The following is a 22,933-nucleotide window of genomic DNA, read 5'->3' on the forward strand; positions in this document are numbered from 1 at the left end:
TCCTAGTCCATGCGGATCTGGGCGCCTTTAAAGACGACCTTGTCCTCCAGGAATGTCTGCGTCTCCCCCTGCAACAGCTGGATTGATTTGGGGGCAATCACCTTGAGGGTGGAGTTTACGCTGGAAATGTCGATCAGCTCATCCGACTTGATATGGATTGCCTTGTTGCTCAGGATACGGATTCCCTCATTATCGAGCAGCTCGATCGACATGCCCGCATTGTTGGTGAGGGTCAGGGAATCCGGTGTAAACAGGATTTCCTTCCCATGTGTATTCATGATGGATTTGCAGTCCGGATTCACCCGCTCGTCCGACGCGGAGGACTGTAGATGGGTAGAGCTGATGACATAAGCTTCCGATTCGTCGCAGCCAGGGAGATAAAACCGCACCGCATCCCCCGGTTCGGGCATACAGTACCAGCCCGTTCCATCCGGCGTCGAATAGACGGTACTGTACGGATACCAGTTTGCGCCCGCATTCTCCTGGTTCTCGTCCCGGTCGATCGCGATCTGCACCCGGTCCTTTTCCACCGCCACAACGCTGGCGGAGAGAGACGCCCCAACCGACCTGAAGTTGTAGGCTTTGGGGAGTTGTGCGCCGTTTTCGCTTTTCAGGTAGTAGGTGTGGTACAACTCGCTGCCTTCCAGTCGGGTTTCCACCGCGCTGACATACAAACGGCGGCCGTTCAGGCTGACCCGGCTCCCGAGGTCATAGATTTCCCGGGTCTTGACGATGAAATAAACGGCATCGCTCTCCCGGATGCCCGGCACCTGTTGGTTCTTTTTGCGGATATATTCGTCCACCCGCTTCTGCATCGAATAGAAGGGGGTATTGATCTGCGCGGCCTCGGGCAGGTCTGGCAGGCCGAAGAAATAGCGCACCCCCTGGGTTTTGCAGTCGGGGATCACGACCGTATGGAAATGGGAGGCCAGGCGCCGGACGAATTCCCAGTCGGTCTCCTGATATTGCAGCACCAGCGGCGGAATGGCTTCCCCCTTGCCCTTGGTCATAATGAAATTCCCGTCCGGATAAGGGATGGTGAACGAGGAAAGGACCTCCTTATACTGGATGCCTGGGTCCTGATAGCTGCGGATATGCGGCATGGTGTCCATCAGGTAGCTTCCGCTGCGCAGTTCCGCAGTCAACAGCCGGACGTCGTTCTGGGCGGTGACGCTCAGGCTGGATACGATCCCATTCAACAGGATTTTTTCTTCCCCGCTGTCGTCGATGGCGACCGCCTGCGCCCAGAGTTCGTTGAGCGCCATCTCCACATAGGAGTCCTCCAGCTCTGGCGGGATATGTCCCGAAAAGCGGACGACAGCATGTTCGTTTTCCTGTTTGAGCCCTTCGAACGTGAGCACATCCAGAAGCTCAAACGGTTTGACTCTGATATTCATATCACGCATGACGGCATCCTCCTGCCGCGGGGCATCTCGCGGCCCCGCTGTTTTTTGACTGCCCGGCGTCTTTGGGAGAGAGGGTTTTCCCTCATAAAAACCGCCTGCCTCCCTTTGGGCGGCAGCTTACCCAACAGATCCCCTTCCCAGGACGGGCATTCCGCGCTTTGTGAAGCGCTGCCTTTGCAAATCAAAATTTTTTGCAAAATCGTGTGAATTTTCAGATCTTGCTTGAAAACAGAGAAACGATAAAACCGGTTTTCAGACCGCCGTACCGGTCAGGTCCCGGATCGACAGCAGCACCTGACGCACCGCAGGCTTCCATTCGTTCATCAGGCGGAACCGGCAGTTGAACCCGATGTGGAACAGCTTCCCGCCGATCGGGGTGACTGCCATTATGTTGTAAAGCTGATCGTCCAGCCCATAGGTTTTGTAGTCGAACCAGGCGATCTGGCTGTTGCCGAGCGGTTCCGTTTCCCGGTCATAGAACTGGAACGCCGGATTGACCTTTTTGAGCGCGTCCGCGGCCTGCCGGGCCGTCGGCGCGGCTTCCTCCCCGGAAAGCGGAGCGGGAAACAGGCTAAAGGTAAAGTTCACCTCGGTGTCCAGGCTGGTACGGATCAGCTGCGGCCGGTTTTCCGACTGGTACTTCGCCCGGACCAGATGCGGCGGCATGGGTACGAACTCCGCCGGCTGCATAATCTCCACCTTCCCGTCAAACAGCTCGACCGGTTCGAATTCGATCAGCTTATGGTCGATCAGGAACCCGGTCTCGATCGAGGCGTGCAGCTCCTTTTCCCGGAGATGCCGCAGCTCGATGATCTTTTCGTCCATATATTCCACGCTGTCACCTCAATCCACAAAAATTTCCCGGCTGCGCCGGTGCTTTCCCGGCGGGCGCAAACTGCCGCCGCTGCGCAGATTGCGCAGGATCAGTTCCAGATGGCGGAAAAGGGCCTGGTTGTCGAGCGGTTCCCCATCCAGCTCCAGCTTGACCCGCACATACTGCTCGATCAGCAGCCGCGGTACAGCGGTCGGGCGGTCGAGACAGAGGGAGCAGAATTGCAGGTCATATGGGTCGGCAGTGCGTTCCCCCAGGACCGACCGCGCAAAAAAACGGGTGATCGCGGGGGCCAGCGTCGGGCCGCCCAGCCCGCCCCAGGTGGCGTGCAGGAGGTTCACCGTGTCAAACTCGGTTTCGATGTCCTGAAAATCCTTGTAGTCATCCCGCAGGCGGAACCCCGGCTGGAGCTTGAACCGGCAGAGTTCCAGCTCATCCTCCCCGCGTTCCAGATTGCTGTCCAGAAACGGCTCGGCGGTATAGTCGATGTAATCCTGAAACACCTGCTTTTTTTTCAGCCGGAACTTGAGGCTCACAAACTGCCCCAAAGGGCTGTAGGGCACCTGCTGGATCTCCGGGAACAGGTAGAGGAAACCCCGATGCTTCACCAGACCGGGCGCAATCTCGATGCAGTCGGGGCGCACTGAGATACCGCAGCCAGTCAGGAATCCGTCGGCATATTCGGCATATTCCACCTGCATAAATCCGAATGAGCAGTCCCGCAGCGACCAGAGATACTCCTTTTTTAGAATCCGGTACCGCTCAAACAGCGGATAGATGTTCTGTATCAAGCCGTTTTCCCTCCCTGCGGTTACTTGGCCCCATCAAAGAAATCCAACACCCAGCCGTCCTGCTCGAACGGGAAAAACTGTTCCCTGCCGAGCATCAGCCGTTCGGCGTTCCGGTAGACCGGAACCACCAGATAACCCCAGCGGAGCGGCCTGGCCCAGACAAAGAACCGGACCTCCCGGTCCACGATATCGTCTGTATCCCGCTGGGGAATCTTCCCCTCATAGCGCGCGCGGATCTCCTCGTCGGACACCTCCCGGAACTCCTCCAGGCCACAGTGGCAGGAGAAGCTGTGCCGCACCCGCCCATCCATATCCTTGAGATAGAGCTGGAGGGTCAGGTCGTCCATGTTGCGGGAGATATGCCCTGCGTCCTCCGACCGCTGCAGCCCATGGATCAGCGTCACCTCGCTGCCGGTGTGGGTATAGGCGGTGATGCGGTAGGGCAGGGCGGGCGGCTCGCTCCGCACCGACACATCCGCAAAGCCGTATTTGCGGTCCTTGAGATAGTTCAGCGCGCCGTTGACACAGGCTGTCTTGAGTTCGAGGTCGTCGGCCGGGCCGCCCGCGCTGCGCCTCGAACGGATCATCCGACCGGGGACAAACTCCTTGAGCGCGTCCCGGAACAGCTCGATCCGGCAGGACTGCCCGGTCAGACGGATGATTGCATAGTCCTCGAGTTCGCCGCTCTCGTACATCGGCTCAAGAAACCGGCGGACAATCCCGTAAATATCCCCCTTGAGCAGCCGGTTGATCTCATGGATGCTGAACCCGATCTCCGGGAACTCCCGGACCGTCTGAAGCCCGCTCGCGGTGCGGACGGTCAGTTTCCATCTGTCCACCGGGAGACAGGTGCCGGATGTATCCTCCGCCGGACGGGAGGAGAGCGCTACCTGTAGAATCGGGCGGCTGTAGAACGCCTTTTTGATCCGTTCGGCGGCATCGAAGAGCAGGTAGAAGTTGTTTTTCACCTTGTAGTAGTCCGCCCGACTGAGGGTCTCGTACTCCCGGAAGCGGGTCGGGACCACCTGCTCCGCCGCATGGTACGCCGCATCCAGCTCCTGATAGAGCGATTCCGCGCCGTTGGCGTCCACATACCGGAACACGTCGAGGTCGAACGCCTCGAGAAGCGCCTCCGACCGTCCGGCGGGAAGCTCCCCGAGCTGTTCCGCCAGCCGGACCTTCAAGAGCTGCATGATCCGGTAGGTCAGATTGTTCCCGCCGAAATCGGTGTCCCCGTTTTCGTAGGCGGCCTGAAGGTCGATCCGGTAGGATACCCGGCGGTTGCTCACCCGGAACCGGCAGGAGCAGAGGTCGGTGGTCCCCCCGCCGCAGTCGAGCACCAAAGCGCGGTACTCGGCGCCCTCGCGTGTTTTCCCCTGTACGATCATCCCGGAGATGGTGTTGTAAAGCACCGACATCCCCTCGTCGAGCATCCCGTCCTGCTCCACCGCATAGTTGGGCAAAAGGTCGGAGAACAGCTGCTGGAACAGATGCTTCTGTTTGGCCGGGCTGGAAAGATGGATGCGGGAGACCCGGCATTTGAACCGGCTGCAAACCTCCCGGATCAGGTATTCAAAATAGGCGCGGAGGATCTGTTTGCGGGGGATGGATGCCCTGCGGCCCTCCCGGTCGGCGATCTCCTCGCTTTTTTCAGGATCGCGGACCCATCGTTTGATATCGTAAAAGACGCAGAACCCCTCGTCAATATAGCTGGAACCGGCGAACCGGACCGCCTCATATCCGAAAAGGAACCGGGGCTGACCGTTCCCGACCGAGCGCACCCCCACCACACTGGGCAGCAGCGGCGTCTCCCGAAAATCCTGTGTGACATCGTAAAACACCGCATAGTTGGGCTGGTTGGCCAAAAGCCCGAGCTGGCCGGGCTGCATCCCGATCCGCTCAAAATACAGGTCATCCAGATAGACGCCCGCTGTCGTGCTGCTGGTGCCGAAGTCGATCGCGAGCGGGATGTTCAGTTCCACCGGCTCCCGCACAGAAAAATCGAGCAGGGGAATCCGGTATACATTCAGGTGTTCCGGCAGATAACCGTAGTCACCGTTGTAAATCCGGTAGAGGATCGCCGAGTGGGCGCGGTCCATGCAGTAAAGGCTGTAATCCCTGACCGGGGATTCCCGGCAGGGCAGTTCTGTGGACTTGGTCAGATAGAGCAGATCGGTGTCCGTACCCTTGGCGACAAGGTTCAGAATCCCGCAGATCTGCCCGCCGCTCACCACCAGCACATTGGTGCCCGCCAGACGGGCGTCATACGGGATGGTGAGCCGGTCGTAATAACCGACGGCGCAGCCCCGATAGACGGCAATACTGGCGTTGCAGGTCAGTCGCACATCCGTCTGAAGATGCAGATGCACCCGTGAGACCATCCGCTGGAGCGCTTCCATCCCTTCCGCACTGTGCCGGGTAATCAACAGATGTTCGTCCGCGCCGCGATACCGCAGGATCACCCGGATCAGGTCGTCCTTGTCGAGCGGGTCGGTCACACCCGAGATGATCCGTTCGGTGCGGCAGATCTCCCGGAGCTGATGGGTGGTCATCAGCTCCAGGTCCTGTTTCGCATACCGCCTGGGTTTCCCCCCGGACGAAAGCCCCTCCCGGGAGATGACATATCCATATCGGTCCATGAATCCAACCGCCCTCTCAAAATAGTACCATTTCGTCGAGTTCCATTGTCACATCCACATCCACGATCCCAAAATGACGCTCCCAGAACAGATGGGTGGTGAAGTTCAGCGGCAGGAACACATTGATGAGGAAATCCACCTTCTGCTGTTCACAGCCGGTCTCCGGGTGTCCGATGTAGATCAGCAGCTCCCGCGCCGTATCGTTGCTGGCGTAGACCAGGGAATTCGGGTAGACCGCCCGCATCGCCCTGCGAAACAGGGCGACCGAGCTGCCGCACTGGCACAGACGCAGGATGCAGGAGAGCACCGGCCGCAGCTCCGGACCTGAAAACTGCCGGATTGCCTCCGCATACCGCCCGCCGCAGACCCCGTCCTGAAAATCCTTCAGCAGAAAGCGCAGGTAATATTCCTCCCGGCAAAGCCCCTGGCGCAGGTCGAGCTGGACCAGATACTGCATGACCACATCGAAAAAAACCTGCCGGGTTTGCTCGAGGCCCTCGGTGTTGATGTCGAACAGCCGGCTGAAGATCGAGGAAAACCGGTAGAGAGGGTTCGCCTCCACCACCGGGTCCTCCAGCAGGCTCTGGTTCAGGTTTTCAAACGCAGCCTCCATATAGGGGCTGCTGACCCGCGCGGGCGTATACCGCAGCTTTTCGCGCGGGACGCCGAGCTGGTCCGCCCGGAGCGCAACCTCCCAGAGATAGTTCATACGAGCACCCCCGTACAGCGGTATTCGCCCTCATCCAGCTGAATCTGGGAAACCACAAACTGCACCATCGCATCGTTGAGATAGCAGGACGGGTCGTTCGCCGTAAACTCTATGTACAGAATCCGCCGTTTATCCAGTGGGAACAGCTCATCCTTGGCGAACCAGTTCATGTCGTCAAGCGGCGGGCAATCCGCATCCGCATCCAGCAGGCTGAACCCCTTGACACGGATATACTCCTGTATCTCCAGCTCTTCCACCCGGCGGAACAGGTCCGCACGCGTGTGCAGCCTGCCCCCCAGATGGTTGATACAGCTGCTCAGGAAGGTCTGTTTTTTCCGGTTGCTCACGACCGGGTCCGCGTACCGCAGGGAGTGTGCGGACGGCCCCGGCACCACCCGGTAGCCGACCCAGTTTTCGAACGTCTCGCTGGGGGAACGCAGGAGAATCCTGCCCGGCTCCCGGCGGATGCCGGTGATCTCGGTGTTCCGCTCCACCAGATAGCCGTTCTCCTCCCCGAACTCTGCGATGGGCAGTTCGTGCTCGTAGTCCCGGCTGTCGATGCAGGGCATGACAAAATCTTTGCTGCTGAAGCTGATCTCTTCCAGGTTCCAGAGCGGAATCTGGTCCGGCTGTGCAAACTGCTCCCATTCCTCCAGATCGACCTGGAATCCGAGCCATTTTGCGTCCGGACCCGGCTCCTCCTCCACAGCCTCCAGAGAGAGGTCAAAAAACTTGTCGAGATAACAGGAGTTGACCGTCGTCCAGGGGATCGCATTGTAAAGGAACAGGTCGTAAAGATGGGAGAGCGCGTCCCGATACCGCCGGGCACGCGTCAGACGGAACCGGGCCGGGCAGCTTCCCTGATCGGTTTGGATGCTGCCGCGAAAGACCGCTCTTTCCCCAAGCCTGCGGCAGGCGGCCGCATCACAGCGGAAATAGCGCGTTTCGAGCGGGCAGGCATCCCCCTGGCCCGCCGTTTCGAGCACAGACGCAAGATCGGGCGCCGGCGGAGCGAGATCGTCCATACAGATCGGGAACAGGGTGGTGTTGGTGGGATCGTAGTCCCCGCGGCTGATGACCGTTGACTGGATCGCATACCGGCTGATCTCGTTTTCAATCTCGCTGTAAACCCGCTCCTCCAGCCTGCGGTATTTTTCCTCGGTTACCCGCATGACACGGAGCAGGCCGTCGAGCAGGACCGTTTTGGCGAACCGCCGCTCGTCCCAATCGTCGATCTCTTTCATCCGCTCCTGTATGTAGGCTTCAAAGTCGAACGGATATTCAAACAAACGGCCATCGTCCGTCCCCGCCCGTTCCGGCATCCCGATTCCCCCTCCCCGCTTTTCTCCAGACGAAACAGTCTCGCCAGCCTAAGAGCCGGCGCATTGCACCGGTTGGCCTATGCACACCGCAACAGCGGCAGTTTTCCGGATGAACTGCCGCTCAAAGGGCGGCGAGGGGCTTTTTACAGGAGAAAAAGCCCCTTTTGGACGCTCAAAGATACCGTAGCTTTTCCTCAATCTGCTTCTTGAGGCTGCTGCGGGTATTCCCCTTGAGCGTGGTACCCCGGCTGCGGATCACCGCAATGTCTGCCAGTGCCTGATTCAGTTCCGCCTTCTGCCTTTCGACCGGTTTGTTTCCATACAGCCGGTCGAATTCCTCCAACAGGTTTTCAATGGAATCCAGCGCGTAGTATCTCTGCGACATAAAAAATCCTCCTGACATTGTTGATCTCAGAATCCTCATTCAGAATCGAGAGAGCCGGGTGGACGGGAACTTCTGCCGCCCCGCAAGGTGAAAAACGCAGGCAGTACAGTTTACATACTGCGCGGTGTTTCCGCGAAGCAGACCGGTAAAAGACCTGCCCAGGCAGCGCCAAACGCTTGTGAATATGGGTTCTGGTTTTTATGAAAGGCTTCCATCCGGTGTGCCCTCCGGGGTACCGTCATCCGGGCCATCCCCCGAAGCAGGCGGTTTTCCCGGACTGCCTGCCTCCAATGCTTTGCGCGCGGTCTCGATCCGCTCCTGCATATTCGAGACCAGCGTCTGCTGCCCAAGCTCCATATAGATAGCCCGCGCTTTCCGATAGGCGTCGATCGCGTCCTGATACTGCCCGTCAGCCATGGCGTTGTCGCCATCCGCCGCATAGGCGTTCGCTTTGTCCGCCTGGGCCATCCCCTGCTGGACCCGGTCGATTTTGGCCTGCACGTCGGAAACCCGCTGATAGAGCTCCAGCTCGGAATAGATCGTCCGGGCCTGATAATAGAGGGAGATTGCCCTGTCGTATTCTCCCGCATACAGGGCCGCGTCCCCCTGATCTTCATACTGCTGCGCCTGCGCATACCGCTCTTTCAGGTCGCTGACATCGGTTTCGACCTCTTGATCGTAGGCATTGGTACAGTCGGAAATCCGGTCCTCCATCTGGTCCACCAGTTTGTCCATGCCCAGTTCCTCATAGCAGTCCCGCGCATCCCGGTAGTACCGTCTGGCCTTCATGTATTCTCCGCCGTCATAAGCCTCGTCCCCTTTTTTGACTGCACTCTTGGCCGTACGCAGCAGCTCCTGCCGCTCGCCGATCGTCAGCCGGTTGATTCCCCCGACGTTGCCTGCCGTGGTCTTTCCAGAGGTATTGGCGGTACCGTTTGCCTCCGCGACCGCCTGTGCCGCTTCCGGATCGTCCATCTCCAGCTTGTTTTCCATCAGACCGGCCATCTGCTCCATGCCCAGCTCCGCATAAATCCCTTTGGCCTTGTTGTAATATTCCTGGGCCTTCTGCGGGTCCCCGCTGGCCAGAGCCTGTTCGCCCGCCTTGGTGTATTTATCCGCTACATCCTGAAGCATCTCACTTTCCTGCCCCTGCTTGTTGGCGAGGTTCAGCTTCTGGTCCACATTGGCGGCGCCCGCGCCATCCTCGATCTCATCCAGCTTCTGCTTGGCCATCGTATAGGCCACCGCCGCGCCCTCGGCATCCCCCTCCTGCATGGCCTTGTCCCCCTGCGCGATCAGTTCAGCAGCCGAGGTGCTGGCTTCCGCTTTTTTCTGCGCCTGCTCCTGCGCTTCCTGCTGGGCTTCCTTGTCCGCATCCGCCTGATCGGAAAGCGCCTGGTAGACCTTGTCCAGGCTTTCGGAAGCGTCCTTCCTGCCCTGCGTGAAATAGATGTCTGCCGCCAGTTTTTTGGCCTCTTTGTATTTCTGCTCGGCCGCCTGATAATTTTCCCGGTCGGAGAGCAGGTCGCCGTCCGAGATCAGGTCGTATACTTCTATGTAATCCTTTGTCTGCGCAAGATTTTTTTCGATGTATTCCTTACCCATCTGGCGGGCGCTCCGCGCCCGGTCGAGCGCGGCCAGATAGGCCTGCTGTGCGTCCTCATACTTGCCTTCCGCCAGCAGTCCGTCCGCGTTGATGATGCTGTCCAGCAGCTTCTGACAGGCGTCGATGTCCGCTTTTTTCTCCTTGTCCCGGAGCTTTCTGGCCAGTTCTCCAGCCTTTTCTGCCTCGGACTGCGCTTTTGTAAAGTTTTGATCCTTGACATAAGCGGACATACTTTCCAGATAGGCGTTCATGTCCTCCCGTTTGTGGGCGCGGCTGCGCATCACCAGCCAGACCACCAGAATGATGATCACAAGCACCAGGAATACGACCACCCCGGTGATAATCCAGCGTTTGACCCGCCGCCGGTGGTTGGGGTCGGTAAACACCTTATCGACAAAGACCACCGCGAGCGTGTAATTTTCCAGCTCGCGGGGCTGCTTGGACATGAGCATATCCTCGGCATCGTCGAGGGTTTTCTGTGGGTCATCCTGCGCCTCGGAAAAGATGTCATCCAGCTCGCCGGAGTCGAGGTTTTCCCAGATTCCGCGGGTATAGAGCACGATGATGTCGGTATCGGTCAGCTTGAATTTTTTGGAGATAAAGGGCCGGAATTCCCTTGGCTGCCCCAGATAGGAATACAGGTTGTTGCGCTCATCGTGCCGGGCAAGCAGGTCCTGTGCAAGCCGGTCGGCCGCGACAAGGTCCTGACTGAGCGACATATCGGAGGACTGCTGCCAGAGCATCCCTTCGCGGTAGAGCCGCAAACGGGTATTCCCGGCGGAACCATAGCGCATTTTGGCATAGTCGGTGACCACCACCGTGATCGACGCCTTGAGCCGGCTCTTACTATGCGCCTGGAGGAGCGCCTGGTTGGCGGCGTAGAGGTAGCTTCGGATTGCGCTTTTTTTCATCGACGGATGCTCATGAAACTTGAGGATCACGCTCTGGATGGCAAGTTTTGCGCTTTCCGCCCCCGGGAAATCCTCGATTCCGTCCGCAATCACATAGCAGGCAAACCTGTCCAGCTCGACAAACCCGAAGTAATCGTTGTTTTTCAGTTCGCTGCCCGCTTCGGAGATGAACGCGGTATGGAATTCGCTGTTGAGCTTCCTCATCTTGTTACCTCACCGGTGTTTCTTTTTCTCCCCTGCTGCGGGAACGGCAGGGCGCATCGTTCATCCTGTCCCCTGAAAGCCGGCTCCCCAGGGTCAGGGCCGGACCAGCAGGATACTGGCGTTGTCCTTATCCTCGACCGGGCATCGGTTGATCCGCTGGATGATCTCCAGCGCCTTGTCCTGGCAGCTCCCCTTGCCCTCGAGTACCTCCTCGATCTCCCGCCATGCCAGGCAGCCGTAGACCCCGTCGCTCATCAGGACAACCGTATCCTGTGCATCCAGCGTGAGCGGGGTATCGAAAAATTCGATGTCCCGGAACCCATCCTGCCCGACATAGTTGTAAAGCCGGTGCCGTTCCAGCATCGCGACCGCGTCCTGACGGGTGAGCCTGCCGCGCCGGAACTCCCGCTGGGCGAGCACGTCCACCGTATGGCCCTCGCTCACCGGGACCAGATCCCCCCTGTGGAACACCGCGATCCGCACATCCCCGGCCAGCGCGTAATAGAGTTTGCCGCTGCGGATCATGGCAGCGGCGACACTCGCCGACCCGCGCTGCTCGTCCACCGTTTCGAGAATCTGCCGGTTGGCGGCGTGGAACGCCTTGCGGAAGTAGTACTGCGGGTTGTCAAATGCGTTGTAGTCCAAAAACAGGTCGGAAAAAATCTGTACTGCGATCCGGCTGGCGACCCTGCCCCCGTACCGTTTGCCCATACCATCCGCGAGGACCGCCAGAATACCGGCGTCGGTGACCTCTGCCGCACAGTTGTCCTCCTGCACCTCCCGGTGCCCGATGGTCATGCATTTCCCGATGTCGGCAGCCGGCTTCGCCGGATATCTCTTCGGGCGGGCGCGCAGGACGATCAAAACGACCAGAAGTGCGGTAAGGCCAAGGATCGCGATGGCATGGACCGGCAGATTCAAACTGTTTCCCTCCCGAATGATTCGCGTCTATTTCAAAGTCATACGCAAAAGTTTTGTCCGCCTGTTCAAGGCGCCCCTGCAAAAGCTCCCGCAACCCGGATTCTTTATGCGTCCTTCTGATCTTCCCACATAAAATGCTCCCCGCAGAACGGGATAAACAGGAACTTGCTTTTCCCCAGCTCGATGATGTCATAGGGGTTGAGCACCTGCGGCGTATAAACAGCGTCGTCGTTCAGATAGACGATCCCGTTGCTGTCCCCGGGCAGCAGCACCGTCTGCTTCTTTTTCGGGTCGAACACCACGATCCCATGGTTGCGCCGGGAGATCGCGTTGTCCCCAAGGATCTGGATGTCCATATCATCCGCCCGGCCGATGAAGTTCTTGCCGGTCTTGATCTTGTAGTCCTTCCCCTGCCGCGCGCCCGAGATACAGACGATCCATCCGCAGACCGGCTCGATCTCCTCCAGGAACAGCTTTTCCTCGATCTCCTCTTCGGTGCGCGCACCGGTCTCCTGCCGCTCAGGGGTAGCGGTTTCAATGTTGCAATAAGGGCAGACGGTGCCATATCTTCTCGATGAAAACAGATGCCCGTTCTGGCAGCGGATCATGTTGCTCATGCATGTTCTTCCTCTCTTCTGAAAATTACCGGATTGCCAGCCTTGTCAGGCCGCCGACAAAAAGGATGTCCCCTTTTTCCAGCCGGCAGGGCTTATCTGCGGAGAGCCGGTACTTTTTCCCGTCCGCCGCTTTTTGTACGGCAATCCCGTTGCGGGAATTGAGATCCTCCACATACCAGCTTCCAGCGGTGTAGTTGAGCACAGCGTGTTCCACGTCGATCATCCCTGCATAGACGGTGTTGTCAAGGTTGACGTCCACGTCGTTTTCCCCGACATCCCGGCCGATCAGCATGGCGGTCCGGCCGCAAAGGTCCCACACCGCCAGCTCGGTCCCCTCCTCACTGAGCAGCGCCAGTTCGGTGATGCCGCGGCTGGTGCCATTCGGGGATGGCAAAACAGGAGAGCGGTGGTCCCTGCGGACCGCAAGGATGAGGTACCCCAGCGCAGTCAGGCCGAACACCAGCAGGGCGGCCTGGCGCAGGGAAGACGGCTCGAGATAGCACCATGAAAGGATGCCCGCCGCAGCCGCGGTCGCAACGATCGACCAGTCCAACATCCAGTTCCTGTTCATCTTCCCACCCCTACTTGAACCCCATAAAACGCTCGAACATCTGGCTCATATCCAGCGGGTTCTGTTTCTTTTTGGAACCGCTGCCGCTGAGCTTTTCCTCGTTGGTGATCTCCCCGGTTTCCGGGTTGAACCCGAAGAAGGATTCGAACCCCCGGCCCATGGATTGTGCCATATTGGAAATATCAAAATTCGGGTTCACCGGCGCCCTGGACGCCTGCGGACGCCGCGGAGCTTCTGCCGCCTGTTTTTTGCGGGCTTCGGCTGCGCAGTCGGCGTCGTACCGCCCGCGCGCGGATTCCTCCCCCAAGACCGAATACGCCTCGTTGATCTCCTTGAAACGCGCTTCAGCCTGCCGGTCGCCCGGATGCAGGTCCGGATGGTTCTCCTTGGCAAGCCTGCGGTAGGCCTTTTTGATCTGATCGGCTGTCGCCGTTTTTGCTACTCCCAATATGCCATAATAGTCTTTCATACTGCGGTACCGCCATTTCCTGTTTCATTTGGAGCGCCAGAAAGGGGGCGTGCCCGGATTTTGCCCAGACACGCCCTTTTTGCCGTTTTATACAGCGGGGTATCCGCCTTCCACTGCTACATTGTTCAGCTTGTCCTTTTTCTGCTTGAGCATCAGTGTAAAGGTGCCGGTGCCTTCCACATCGCCGAAGTGCTCCTGATAGTCCACGACAAACGCGTTCGGGAAGGTGTATTTGCGCTCCATGATTCCGCCCTGGATCACCTCAACGGTGACATTGCGGTAGCACGCTGCCTTCTCGGCCGGGACCGCGGACCAGAGGGCCATCTGACGGGTGCTGTCGAACGGGTCGCCGTCCACAGCCGAAAGAATCTTGCCCTTCAGAATCAGGGTGCTGCCCACGTCTTTTGTGCGGGCATCCGAATTCAGCGGGATGTCGGTGGTCATCCGTACCGAGCGGACACACTCCTTTGCGATCTCAAAATCCCCGCCGCCGCCAGAAACTGTTACTCTCAGAGACATTCACCATTCCTCCTTTTCTTATTCGCCTGCGAAGCCGCCTTCCAGCTTGACCTGCCGGGTCTGATCCTTTTTCTGCTTCATGTGCAGATAGAAGGTGCCCACGCCGGTCTCGTCGTCCAGCTCCTCGGTGTAGTCCATCACAAACGCATGGGGAAGCTCAAACTGACGCACCACGTTGCCTGCCGCGATGACATCCAGCTTTGCGCTGCGGTAGCAGAGCGCGTCCTCAGACGGCAGCCGCGACCATTTGGAAACATTCAGGGTGCTGTCCGACTCCTGCCCGCCCAGCGAGAAGAGCATTTTGCCCCAGATCTTCAGTTCCATGCCGTAGTCGGTCGCGCGGGCGTTGCTGTCGTGCGGGGAGAGCGAAGAGAATTCCGCGTTGATAATCGCCCGCTCGTCGAACTTGATCGGGTCTCCTCCGGTTACTTCCAGTCTAAAACCCATAAGATTTCCTCCGTTTCTAAAAATAATAATATCGTCAAAGCACCTGGAAACAACAGGCTGGCTCCAGGTGGTCTGATCCTGAAGGTGAACCCTCTGTCCACCAGAATGCCGGCATTACGCGCGCTCCGATGCGGTGCTGCGGTTGATCTCCACATCCAGATTCCTGACGTTCCCGTTGAAGGTGATGTCAAGCGTACAGATGCCGTTGGCCTCGTCGATCGAGAAGGTAACGTCATCCCCAGGCCCAAGGATCGCGTTGATATACTCCTTATTTTTCACCCACTGGCTCTTCTGGCTGGCAGGGTTGTTTGAGAAGAAGCTGATGATGTTGTCCTGCTTGAAGTCGCCGGTGGCATGGCGCAGAACCCGTTCAATATAGGTGGTAACCTGCGTTTTGTAAATCGGCTCGTAGACCGAACCGTCCAGCAGCAGGCTGCGGGCCTTGTAAACCATGATGTTGGTGACCTCAATCCCGTCGAGCAGCGCGTTTTCCGAGCTGAACACAAACCCGAAGCTCTTGCGGTTGATATCCGCCTTGATGCTGTTGGTAAAACCGGTGATCTCCTTGGCCATCGTCGTATGTACCCGCAGTGCGTGGTCCTCTGCCTCAATGTCGAACCGCACCCCCGGCAGCTCCATATTGACATTGCGGCGGAATTTCTCCTTGAGGTAGTCCGCCGACTGGTAGGCCGAAACCAGGCCGGCCGCAATGAATGCCGCCCCGATGTAAACCCCGTCGATCCAGAGCTTCATGATGTCCTCTTTTTCTTTGGACAGCTCAACGACATTGTCTTCGGTGACCAGCATCTTCTTGTCGAGGATCACGCCGGACTTGTCCTTGGGGATGATGGTAAAATTGGGGATACAGGGAATCGCCATCTCGCTGTACGGCTTCCCGATCAGCGGCGCGCATCGCTCCTCGAACTTTTCGATTCCTTCGGTCGCCATATAGTTGAAGGTGGTCTTGTCTCCCGTTTCGTAGCAGAAGAAGCACTGCACCTTGTAGTCGTTGAGCACCTGGAGGGTGCGGGAGAGAGACTCCATGCTGACAAGCCCGGTCTTTTCAACCTCCTTGTTCCCCTTAAACCGCTCACGGGTGAGCTTCATCTTGGAATTCTGGTTCAGGGAAACCGACGGGATGATGCAGTACCAGACCGTATTGTGGAAATCGTTTTTGGCGTTGGTGGAGTTGAGGTAGGTTTGCAGGCGGACGATGTTGGTGGTCTTGGCAAGCATCTCGTTGTTGGTGTTTGCAATCAGCATCGAAGGGCGCATGTCCTTGACCTTTTTCCGCGGAGTCTGCTCGAAGAACGCCCAGACCCCCAGGATTTTCTCGATCAGCGGTTTGACTGTCTTGATGAAATCATCCTTCGCGGCCTTATAGAATTCCAGATAGGAGTTGTAGTTGGCGACCTCCTGTGCCACGTCGATGGTGGAAACCATCGTGGAGGGAAGCGGGCAGAAGGTGCGGGATACCAGCGCTTTGACATAGGTGCTGCTGCTGTCCCCGTTCAGTGCTTCGTAATCCTCCTCTACCGCTGCGATGAGGCCGGTGTTGATGTTGTCATCGAGCGTTGCGAGGGCGGTCGTCTCGGCTTTGGGCGCTTCCAGCACCTTGAGTTCGCCGTTTTCCCCCATGCTCAGCACGCCAAGCGCGAGGGGCGTATTGTCCTGCTGCTGGGAGCCGTCCCCGAGCAGCAGACGGGTCTTGATGTCCTCGATCGCCAGCGGGAGCATGGCCATAACATTGTTATAGTTCACCGACGCTTCCTCAAACATGACATTCAGTTTATCCGCAATGTCCAGCTTGTGCGGGTCCCCATCCTCGAGCTGGGCGTACTGCTTGTAGACATGCCGCAGCTCCTTGCGCTCCTGCCGGATGTCATCCATCACCTTTTTGGGGGAGATCAGATCGGTCAGGTTCTCGAACTTGAAGTCCACATTGATGATGCCCTGCGCACGCTTGGTCTCGATCAGGGTCATGAGCATCTTGAGGAAATCGTTCTGCTGGTTGAGATGGATTTCGGTCAGCATCTCTGCCGGGATGGTCTCCGGCTTTTTCAGGGTGTACATCACCTTCTGGTTGTTCGCATTAAAAAAGTTGTAGACCACCGGATCAAACTTTTCGAGGAATTCGTCAAAGCTGTGCACCAGCAGATGCTCATTGATCTCCTTGATTACCTCGTCGCTCAGGCTGTCCAGCCCTTTTACGTCCCCTACAAGGGTAATCAGGTCGAGCTTTTCCGGGTTGATCTCCTCGATCAGCAGGGTCCGGTTGGTCTGGTTGATGATGGCCATAATAACCTCACGTCCTCATTTAGTAAATATAATACCGCAATCTCCTGAAGGAACCAGAACATAACGGTTGTTTCACAGCCGGCTTATGGGCCGTCGGCGGCAGAATCAATCCTGTAGAAAAGAAACCGGCTTAACATAGGCATCCGGAACCGGCTCCCAGTATTTGCACCCGGCAAGCTGGATCATCCGTTCCAGGAAAAATCCAAAAGAACAGTCCAAAGGATAAAAGAGCTCAAGACAGGAGATGTCTCCGAAAAACAGGTATTGACCGCTGCCAAGCCGGTTTCCGTCGATCAAAATGGTGTCGTCATCAAAAATTGCGATCGGATAGACCCCTTTTACGAGCATCCCCTCAAGGGCAGAAAGGTAGCCCGATACCTCCTCCACAGAGAAAAAACGGGTACCACCGAAGCTCTGAAAGGTCAGCCCATTTGACTCCATCCAAAATCGTTTCAGGTCTTCCGCAAATACGATCTGATTTTTTTGGGATATACGCTCAATTTCTGCTGCACCCGCTCCGGGATATTTTCTATAACAACGACCCAAAACCTCACCATCTGAAAAAATTTCATGATTTCCATTTAATATATCTATACAAGCCATTAGACTTTTAATGTCCATGCTAATTCACCTCTTGTGAGCGATAACGGGAGTCCGTGACAACTTTTATAGAAAAAATATTATTTTAAACCTGGAGCGATTGCCTAAAAAGAAAATCAGTAGCCCGCAAACCAAGACGTGAACTCTCTATGTTTTGTCTCAGGCATAGGAATTAGATTGCTATAGTTATTTTGTCCTCCATATGCCCTTGGACGCATATGATGTACTTGCCAGTTATCCCAATTTTGGGTTTTTCCGTTTAGATAAGTTTGTTCAAACCATTTCAGATATTTCGTACGATCACTACTAGTCCAGCTAATTGACGTTGTCTTATTCCAAATTTAGAGACGGTTCTGGAACTGTGACACCACAGTCAGAATTTGTATATGTAGGATATATAACCCCAGATTTATTAAATAATTTTGTTCCAGAGGCATTATCAAATGTATTTCCATTTACCTTGGCCCCTGCCTTAAAATAAGCTGTTTTAGCTGTTGCTTCAATGTACTTACTTTGTCCGCCACTAATCACAAAAGATTTATTGAGAATTTCCCCTAGTTTCGATTTGTTCATCACCTTCTTTGTCGCAGGATGCCATATGTAATCTTAGAAATGCTGCGCTTTTTTATCGTTCCTCGTTTGGCCGCACGTTTTTGTATTGCAGGATCAGTTCGCTGTCATCGGTAAAGGTAATGGAGACCTTCTCCTCAAAATGCACCGGAAAAACGCGGCCCTTCATCATGAGGTCCCGGTTTTTGAGCACTGTGCAGTCGGAGCTATTCTCAAAGAGCAGGGAACGGTCCGGGCCTGGCAGCAGGTCGATTTCCCTGGCGCCCACATCCCCGAAGTCGATCCCGCAGGAGGAGAGGATGTAGTGGAGCCGGACCCTTTTACGGGACTGGCGGTAAAGCGGGAATACCTGCGGCGGAATATCCCGATCATCCGGCGCGCGGACAATATAGAGGTTCAGCTTCCCAGAAAAGTGGTACTCTTCCGAGGGGGGAGCCGGCGATGCTTCGGCCTGAAGCCCGGTGCTTCCCACCTTATGACGCCCTCTGCGGAGGATCAGCAACAGGACGCCGCCCAGAAGGGCGACCACCGCGATCAGCGGGCGGTAATCCGGTTCGGGTTCCGGGGGCGGCGGCGCCATCGCCGGTTTATCCTGATGTGCAGTGACTGGCGTCAGCCCTGAAAAATTCCCTGCAATCCCCGAAAAATCCGCTTCTACGGTATAGTTGCCGTCCGGGCTGTAGGGGACCTCCACCTGAATGGAACCGTCCCGGACCGCTGCCCGATAATCCTTCCCGTTGACGCGGAGCGGGATCGCCTGATTTTGAAACAGTTCGCTCGCAAACAGGCTGGCCTCCGGGTTTCGTTCGGTTCCGGCATGGATGGTGACGATCGCTCCGACAGGTTCCGGCTGGGACTCGGTCAGTTCCTTCTCCCGATAGGCCGCATCCACCTGTAGGCATACCTGATATTCCGGAATCAGCCTGGCATGGATTTCCCCCGAAGAAGCTGTGGTAAACGAGAGCCCTACCGAAGTCTGTGCCGGACGGATCAACTCTGCCACCGCAAAATGGCGGCCGGTAACCACACGAATGTCCTGAGCGCTTGCGTCTGTGGTGATGTTGGACAGCGGCTGATCCGAGGTGAGCAGGATTTTGGCGGACTCCATATCTGTGTCCGGCAGGGTGATGTGCAGACGCCCATCCCGGGCGCCGCCGGCACCCACAGAGAGCTGCCCGACCCCGAGATCGGAAAACAGAAGCTGTTCCGCAGCCGCTTCAATCTCAGACTGGCCTTTTGCATGGTAGACGCTCCCCCCGGTTCTCCGGGAGGCGTCCAGAATTTTGAGCGTTTCCTCTGCCGCGGGGGTGTTCAGCAGGATGGTGTGGATCGTGATGCCCTGACCGGCTGCCTGCCCGACCATGGCGTCAAACTTTGCGACAGCCTCCTCGGTCGCCGCTGTATGGCTCATGACAATTTCTCCGTCCGAAAAAACCACCACCTCTTTTGCTTCCGCTGTTTCCGAAAAGAGGGAAAGCGCGGTTTCCAGACCTGCACCTGCATTGGAATATCCGGTGTATCTGGTCTGCAAAACAGTATGGTCAAATTCGGACAGATCTGCCTGAGGGCCTATGAAGCTCTGTACGTCTGTCTCATAGCTGACAAACCCGACATCATAGCCGGCAGGCAGGCTGTACGCCATCTCCCGGATCATGTCGGTTGCCGTATTGTTTTGAATATGGTTCATCGAATTGCTGGCATCCAGCAGAAATATCACTTCGCGGGAGCTGTCGGGACCTGCCGCCGCTGCGGGCAGCAAAACTGTACCCAACAGCAGGACAACAGCAAGAAAACCGGCGGCGATTATTCTTTTGCTGATATCCCTCACCCCTGTTTCCCGTCTGTGGGATAGACGGAAAATATTTTTCAAGCCCAGACGACTAGTTTATAGTTTATTGAATATTTTTACTATTCTATCAGTAGTTAAGCATACTTTTCGTCATTTGTCAACATAATATTTTAAAATTTTGCTCGATATATGTTTTTCTTATATATATGTAGGTAAATAAATGACAGGTGCTATGAAAATACGATCAATTTTATGGAAACAACAGGATAGAACGATTGGTCTGTCAAACGAAAAAATGCCCCTCTGACCCGAACCGGATCAGAGGGGCGCGGCCTGGAGACCAGCATGAAACTGGTGGGTTCAGGGAATAGCAAAACAACAGAAGCCCGGTCGAAAAAACAGGGCCTCTGCTGTCAGGGACACATCTTTCGGTTAAAAAAACCGGAGCAGGCTATTAAAAGTCTGCTCCGGTTGGCGCGCTTGGAGGGACTCGAACCCCCGACCTACTGGTTCGTAGCCAGTCACTCTATCCAGCTGAGCTACAAGCGCAGGAAACTGTTGTCTATATTACCTCATTTTTTACGGTTTGTCAACCCCTTGAAACGGCAAACTTTGAAATTTGTGCCGTAATCGCGCGGCCGGAATCTTTAAAATGCGGAAATTCTGCACCGGTCTCTTTTGACTGCTTGCATGGGCGCCTGTCATTCTGTGCAGCATAGCAAAATTCTGGATTTTAAACAGACATTTTTTGCGGCAAAATGGAGGTTTTATCCTGCAATTTTCACAAAATTGGATTTCTTTTTTTCAATTGCCTCTGTTCCCTCTTTCTGGTATACTAAGTTTATATATCCGAAATCTCTGATAGAAGGAGGCTATGATGAACAAAAACCTATGGCTCAAAATCAAGGAGTCGATCTCCTCGGTGCTGCCGATCAGCGTGGTTGTACTGATCCTGCACCTGACGATCGCGCCGCTCCCGCTCGGGACACTCATCCTCTTTGCGGTGGGAACTCCCTTGCTGATTCTTGGCATGGGGCTTTTCACGCTGGGGGCTGACCTGTCGATGATGATGATGGGGGAGCGGGTTGGCGCACAGCTCACCAAAAGCCGGCGGCTGACCTTTCTGATCTGCATCGCTTTTATTATGGGCGTGATGATCACGATTGCCGAGCCGGACCTCCAGGTGCTTGCCCAGCAGGTGCCGTCGGTCCCAAACATGACCCTGATTCTGGCGGTCGCGTTTGGCGTCGGCGTGTTTCTGGTGCTCGCACTCCTGCGCATCCTCTTTCAGGTGAGCCTCTCGCTGATGCTGGTCGGGCTTTATCTCGCCGTCTTCGCGATCGCCGCGTTTACTTCGCCCGATTTCCTGGCAGTCGCGTTCGATTCGGGCGGCGTCACCACCGGGCCGATCACTGTGCCGTTCATCCTCGCACTGGGGCTCGGTGTGGCAGCTGTGCGCGGCGACGCCGGTTCCCATGACGACAGCTTTGGCCTGATCTCGCTCTGTTCGATCGGGCCGGTGCTCACGGTTCTGATCCTCGGCATGTTTTTCAATGCAGAGGGCGGTGCGGCCTCCTCTTCCGCCCCGGCTGCGGTGGAAAACGCGGGGGACATCTTCCGCCTGTTCGCGGAGTCCCTGCCCCATTATGCCAAGGAAGTACTCATTGCACTGCTGCCGATCGTCCTCTTTTTTCTGGTTTTTCAGCTTGCGGCACTTCATCTGCCCAAAATCCAGATGATCAAAATTTCGGTCGGCCTTGTCTATACTTATATCGGGCTGGTGCTGTTCCTCACCGGCGTCAACGTCGGGTTCATGCCGGTCGGAAACCTGCTTGGCGCGAAGATTTCCCAGCTCAGCTACAACTGGGTAATCATACCGATCGCAATGCTGATTGGATTCTTTGTTGTTGCGGCGGAACCGGCCGTCCATGTCCTCAACAAACAGGTCGAGGAGGTCACCGGCGGCGCCATCTCCCGGAATTCGATGATGGCCGCCCTTTCAATCGGCATTGCCTGCTCGCTGGGGCTGGCAATGGTCCGGGTCATGACCGGGGTAAGCATCTGGTATTTCCTGCTGGGCGGCTACGCGATCGCGCTCGGACTGTCGTTTGTTGTGCCGAAGATCTTCACCGCAATCGCGTTCGACTCGGGCGGTGTTGCATCCGGCCCGATGACCGCCACCTTCCTGCTCCCCTTTGCGATGGGAGCGTGTGAATCGCTCGGCGGCAACATGCTGCGCGATGCGTTCGGCATCGTGGCCATGGTGGCGATGACGCCGCTGGTGACCATCCAGTCGCTGGGCGCCGTCTTTAAGCTGAAAACCATACTCGCCGCACCTATTGCCATGGCGGACGAAGAACTCGAGATCATCGAGCTTTGAGGAGGGGATTTTGATGCAGAATACCAAGCGCGCTCCGGAAAAGGTCTCCCTGATCATCGCGATTGTCGACCGTGGGAAAGGGAAGCGGCTGACTGCGCGGATGCATGACGAGGGGGTTCGGTTCGACCTCTGCCTGTTGGGGCATGGAACAGCGGACTCCTCCCTGCTCGACTATCTCGGGCTGGGCGAGACCGAAAAAGACATCATTCTGGGCGGGATTGAGACCGTACGCGCCCGTCCGCTGCTGCAAAAACTCAAGCAGGAATTTTCGATGGAACGTGCGGGCGGCGGGATCGCGTTTTCAATCCCGATCGTGAGTGTAGGGGGGGCGCAGACGCTGGGCTTTCTGGCGGGACACGAAGAGGGGGAGCTAAAGAATGAGCGATAGAAAATGTGCATTGATCGTTACGATTGTCAACCGCGGACACAGCGAATCCGCGATGGAAGCGGCGAGGGCCAGCGGCGCGACCGGCGGTACCGTTCTGAATGGACGCGGTACCGGCCTGAAGGAGGTCGCCAAATTTTTCGGGATCACGATCACACCGGAAAAAGAGGTCATCCTGATCCTCACCGACGAGAAACAGAAAAAGCCGATCATGCAGGCGATCGCCAAAAAAACCGGGCTGAAGACCCGCGGCAGCGGGATTTCCTTCGCGCTGCCGGTGGATTATGTGGTTGGCGCCCCTTATTTCGAGGCCATGTTTGAAGATGCCTGACCCTGTCATATCGTACCGGAAAAAGGGCGCTTTCCCTTGTGGGAAAGCGCCCTCCCTTATTCGGTCCAAGGCTGCAGGAACGGGCACGCCTGAACCTGCGGGCCTTGCCGCGGGGGTGTCCCATCTGATCCCGCCCCGAAGCCGGACAGGCGGAACCCTCCTTGGAAACAGCCTCTATTTTTCACATTGATTCCCTGATTTTCCTCGGGCAAACAGGGGATTCCTGCATAG

General features: G+C 56.8%; 21 protein-coding genes and 1 tRNA gene. 3 read left to right on the forward strand and 19 right to left on the reverse strand.

Annotated elements, in window-relative coordinates; translation table 11 throughout:
• Positions 1-2: 2 nt before the first annotated feature.
• The 19 genes from D5269_RS06340 to D5269_RS06430 form a co-directional block, all read right to left on the reverse strand.
• Positions 3-1,406, reverse strand: coding sequence for a hypothetical protein (locus tag D5269_RS06340; protein ID WP_120484238.1), 1,404 nt, complete (start codon positions 1,404-1,406; stop codon positions 3-5).
• A gap of 252 nt (positions 1,407-1,658) precedes the next feature.
• Positions 1,659-2,240 (reverse strand): hypothetical protein, encoded by a 582-nt coding sequence (locus tag D5269_RS06345; protein WP_016315593.1) that lies wholly within the window; start codon positions 2,238-2,240, stop codon positions 1,659-1,661.
• Between the two features lie 9 nt (positions 2,241-2,249).
• Complete coding sequence (locus D5269_RS06350) at positions 2,250-3,029, reverse strand: DNA and RNA helicase (protein WP_120484239.1); 780 nt, start codon at positions 3,027-3,029, stop codon at positions 2,250-2,252.
• 20 nt (positions 3,030-3,049) lie between these two features.
• The gene (locus D5269_RS06355) at positions 3,050-5,668 is read right to left on the reverse strand and encodes a molecular chaperone (RefSeq protein WP_120484240.1); all 2,619 of its coding nucleotides are present in this window, start codon (positions 5,666-5,668) and stop codon (positions 3,050-3,052) included.
• A 16-nt stretch (positions 5,669-5,684) separates the two neighbouring features.
• Entirely contained in the window at positions 5,685-6,377 is a 693-nt protein-coding gene (locus D5269_RS06360; protein WP_016315590.1) for a hypothetical protein, read from the reverse strand.
• Entirely contained in the window at positions 6,374-7,699 is a 1,326-nt protein-coding gene (locus tag D5269_RS06365) for a hypothetical protein (protein ID WP_120484241.1), read from the reverse strand. Before D5269_RS06365 ends, D5269_RS06360 begins: the two co-directional genes overlap by 4 nt.
• Before the next feature lie 172 nt (positions 7,700-7,871).
• Positions 7,872-8,084 carry a hypothetical protein gene (locus tag D5269_RS06370; RefSeq protein ID WP_016315588.1) on the reverse strand — a complete coding sequence of 71 codons (213 nt, stop codon included), beginning with the start codon at positions 8,082-8,084 and terminating at the stop codon, positions 7,872-7,874.
• Between the two features lie 198 nt (positions 8,085-8,282).
• Positions 8,283-10,805 (reverse strand): hypothetical protein, encoded by a 2,523-nt coding sequence (locus D5269_RS06375; RefSeq protein ID WP_120484242.1) that lies wholly within the window; start codon positions 10,803-10,805, stop codon positions 8,283-8,285.
• Positions 10,806-10,898: 93 nt separating this feature from the next.
• Positions 10,899-11,726, reverse strand: a complete 828-nt coding sequence (locus D5269_RS06380; protein WP_199735695.1) for a PP2C family serine/threonine-protein phosphatase — start codon at positions 11,724-11,726, stop codon at positions 10,899-10,901.
• Between the two features lie 104 nt (positions 11,727-11,830).
• Positions 11,831-12,343 carry an FHA domain-containing protein gene (locus tag D5269_RS06385; RefSeq protein ID WP_016315585.1) on the reverse strand — a complete coding sequence of 171 codons (513 nt, stop codon included), beginning with the start codon at positions 12,341-12,343 and terminating at the stop codon, positions 11,831-11,833.
• Between the two features lie 25 nt (positions 12,344-12,368).
• Positions 12,369-12,914: an FHA domain-containing protein gene (locus D5269_RS06390; protein ID WP_120484243.1), complete on the reverse strand. Its 546-nt coding sequence runs from the start codon at positions 12,912-12,914 to the stop codon at positions 12,369-12,371.
• A 10-nt stretch (positions 12,915-12,924) separates the two neighbouring features.
• Positions 12,925-13,383, reverse strand: a complete 459-nt coding sequence (locus tag D5269_RS06395; RefSeq protein ID WP_016315583.1) for a DnaJ domain-containing protein — start codon at positions 13,381-13,383, stop codon at positions 12,925-12,927.
• 87 nt (positions 13,384-13,470) lie between these two features.
• Positions 13,471-13,902, reverse strand: coding sequence for a hypothetical protein (locus D5269_RS06400; protein ID WP_016315582.1), 432 nt, complete (start codon positions 13,900-13,902; stop codon positions 13,471-13,473).
• An 18-nt stretch (positions 13,903-13,920) separates the two neighbouring features.
• Entirely contained in the window at positions 13,921-14,349 is a 429-nt protein-coding gene (locus tag D5269_RS06405; protein WP_016315581.1) for a hypothetical protein, read from the reverse strand.
• 114 nt (positions 14,350-14,463) lie between these two features.
• Positions 14,464-16,647 (reverse strand): hypothetical protein, encoded by a 2,184-nt coding sequence (locus D5269_RS06410; RefSeq protein WP_016315580.1) that lies wholly within the window; start codon positions 16,645-16,647, stop codon positions 14,464-14,466.
• 105 nt (positions 16,648-16,752) lie between these two features.
• On the reverse strand, positions 16,753-17,088 hold the full coding sequence (locus tag D5269_RS06415; protein ID WP_161910202.1) for a hypothetical protein: 336 nt from the start codon (positions 17,086-17,088) through the stop codon (positions 16,753-16,755).
• A gap of 489 nt (positions 17,089-17,577) precedes the next feature.
• Positions 17,578-17,820, reverse strand: a complete 243-nt coding sequence (locus D5269_RS06420) for a hypothetical protein (protein ID WP_161910203.1) — start codon at positions 17,818-17,820, stop codon at positions 17,578-17,580.
• Between the two features lie 52 nt (positions 17,821-17,872).
• The gene (locus D5269_RS06425) at positions 17,873-19,645 is read right to left on the reverse strand and encodes a vWA domain-containing protein (RefSeq protein ID WP_166545147.1); all 1,773 of its coding nucleotides are present in this window, start codon (positions 19,643-19,645) and stop codon (positions 17,873-17,875) included.
• A 433-nt stretch (positions 19,646-20,078) separates the two neighbouring features.
• Positions 20,079-20,155, reverse strand: a tRNA-Arg gene (locus D5269_RS06430).
• A 325-nt stretch (positions 20,156-20,480) separates the two neighbouring features.
• Between D5269_RS06430 and D5269_RS06435 the strand changes: the two genes are divergently transcribed.
• The 3 genes from D5269_RS06435 to D5269_RS06445 are packed head-to-tail and all read left to right on the forward strand — an operon-like array spanning position 20,481 to position 22,702.
• Positions 20,481-21,986 (forward strand): DUF1538 domain-containing protein, encoded by a 1,506-nt coding sequence (locus tag D5269_RS06435; protein ID WP_347707288.1) that lies wholly within the window; start codon positions 20,481-20,483, stop codon positions 21,984-21,986.
• A gap of 13 nt (positions 21,987-21,999) precedes the next feature.
• The gene (locus D5269_RS06440) at positions 22,000-22,374 is read left to right on the forward strand and encodes a hypothetical protein (protein WP_016315576.1); all 375 of its coding nucleotides are present in this window, start codon (positions 22,000-22,002) and stop codon (positions 22,372-22,374) included.
• The gene (locus D5269_RS06445; protein WP_016315575.1) at positions 22,364-22,702 is read left to right on the forward strand and encodes a P-II family nitrogen regulator; all 339 of its coding nucleotides are present in this window, start codon (positions 22,364-22,366) and stop codon (positions 22,700-22,702) included. Before D5269_RS06440 ends, D5269_RS06445 begins: the two co-directional genes overlap by 11 nt.
• Positions 22,703-22,933 lie beyond the last annotated feature (231 nt).

The sequence above is a fragment of the Anaerotruncus sp. 1XD42-93 genome (assembly GCF_009917605.1).
GTDB lineage: Bacteria > Bacillota > Clostridia > Oscillospirales > Ruminococcaceae > Anaerotruncus.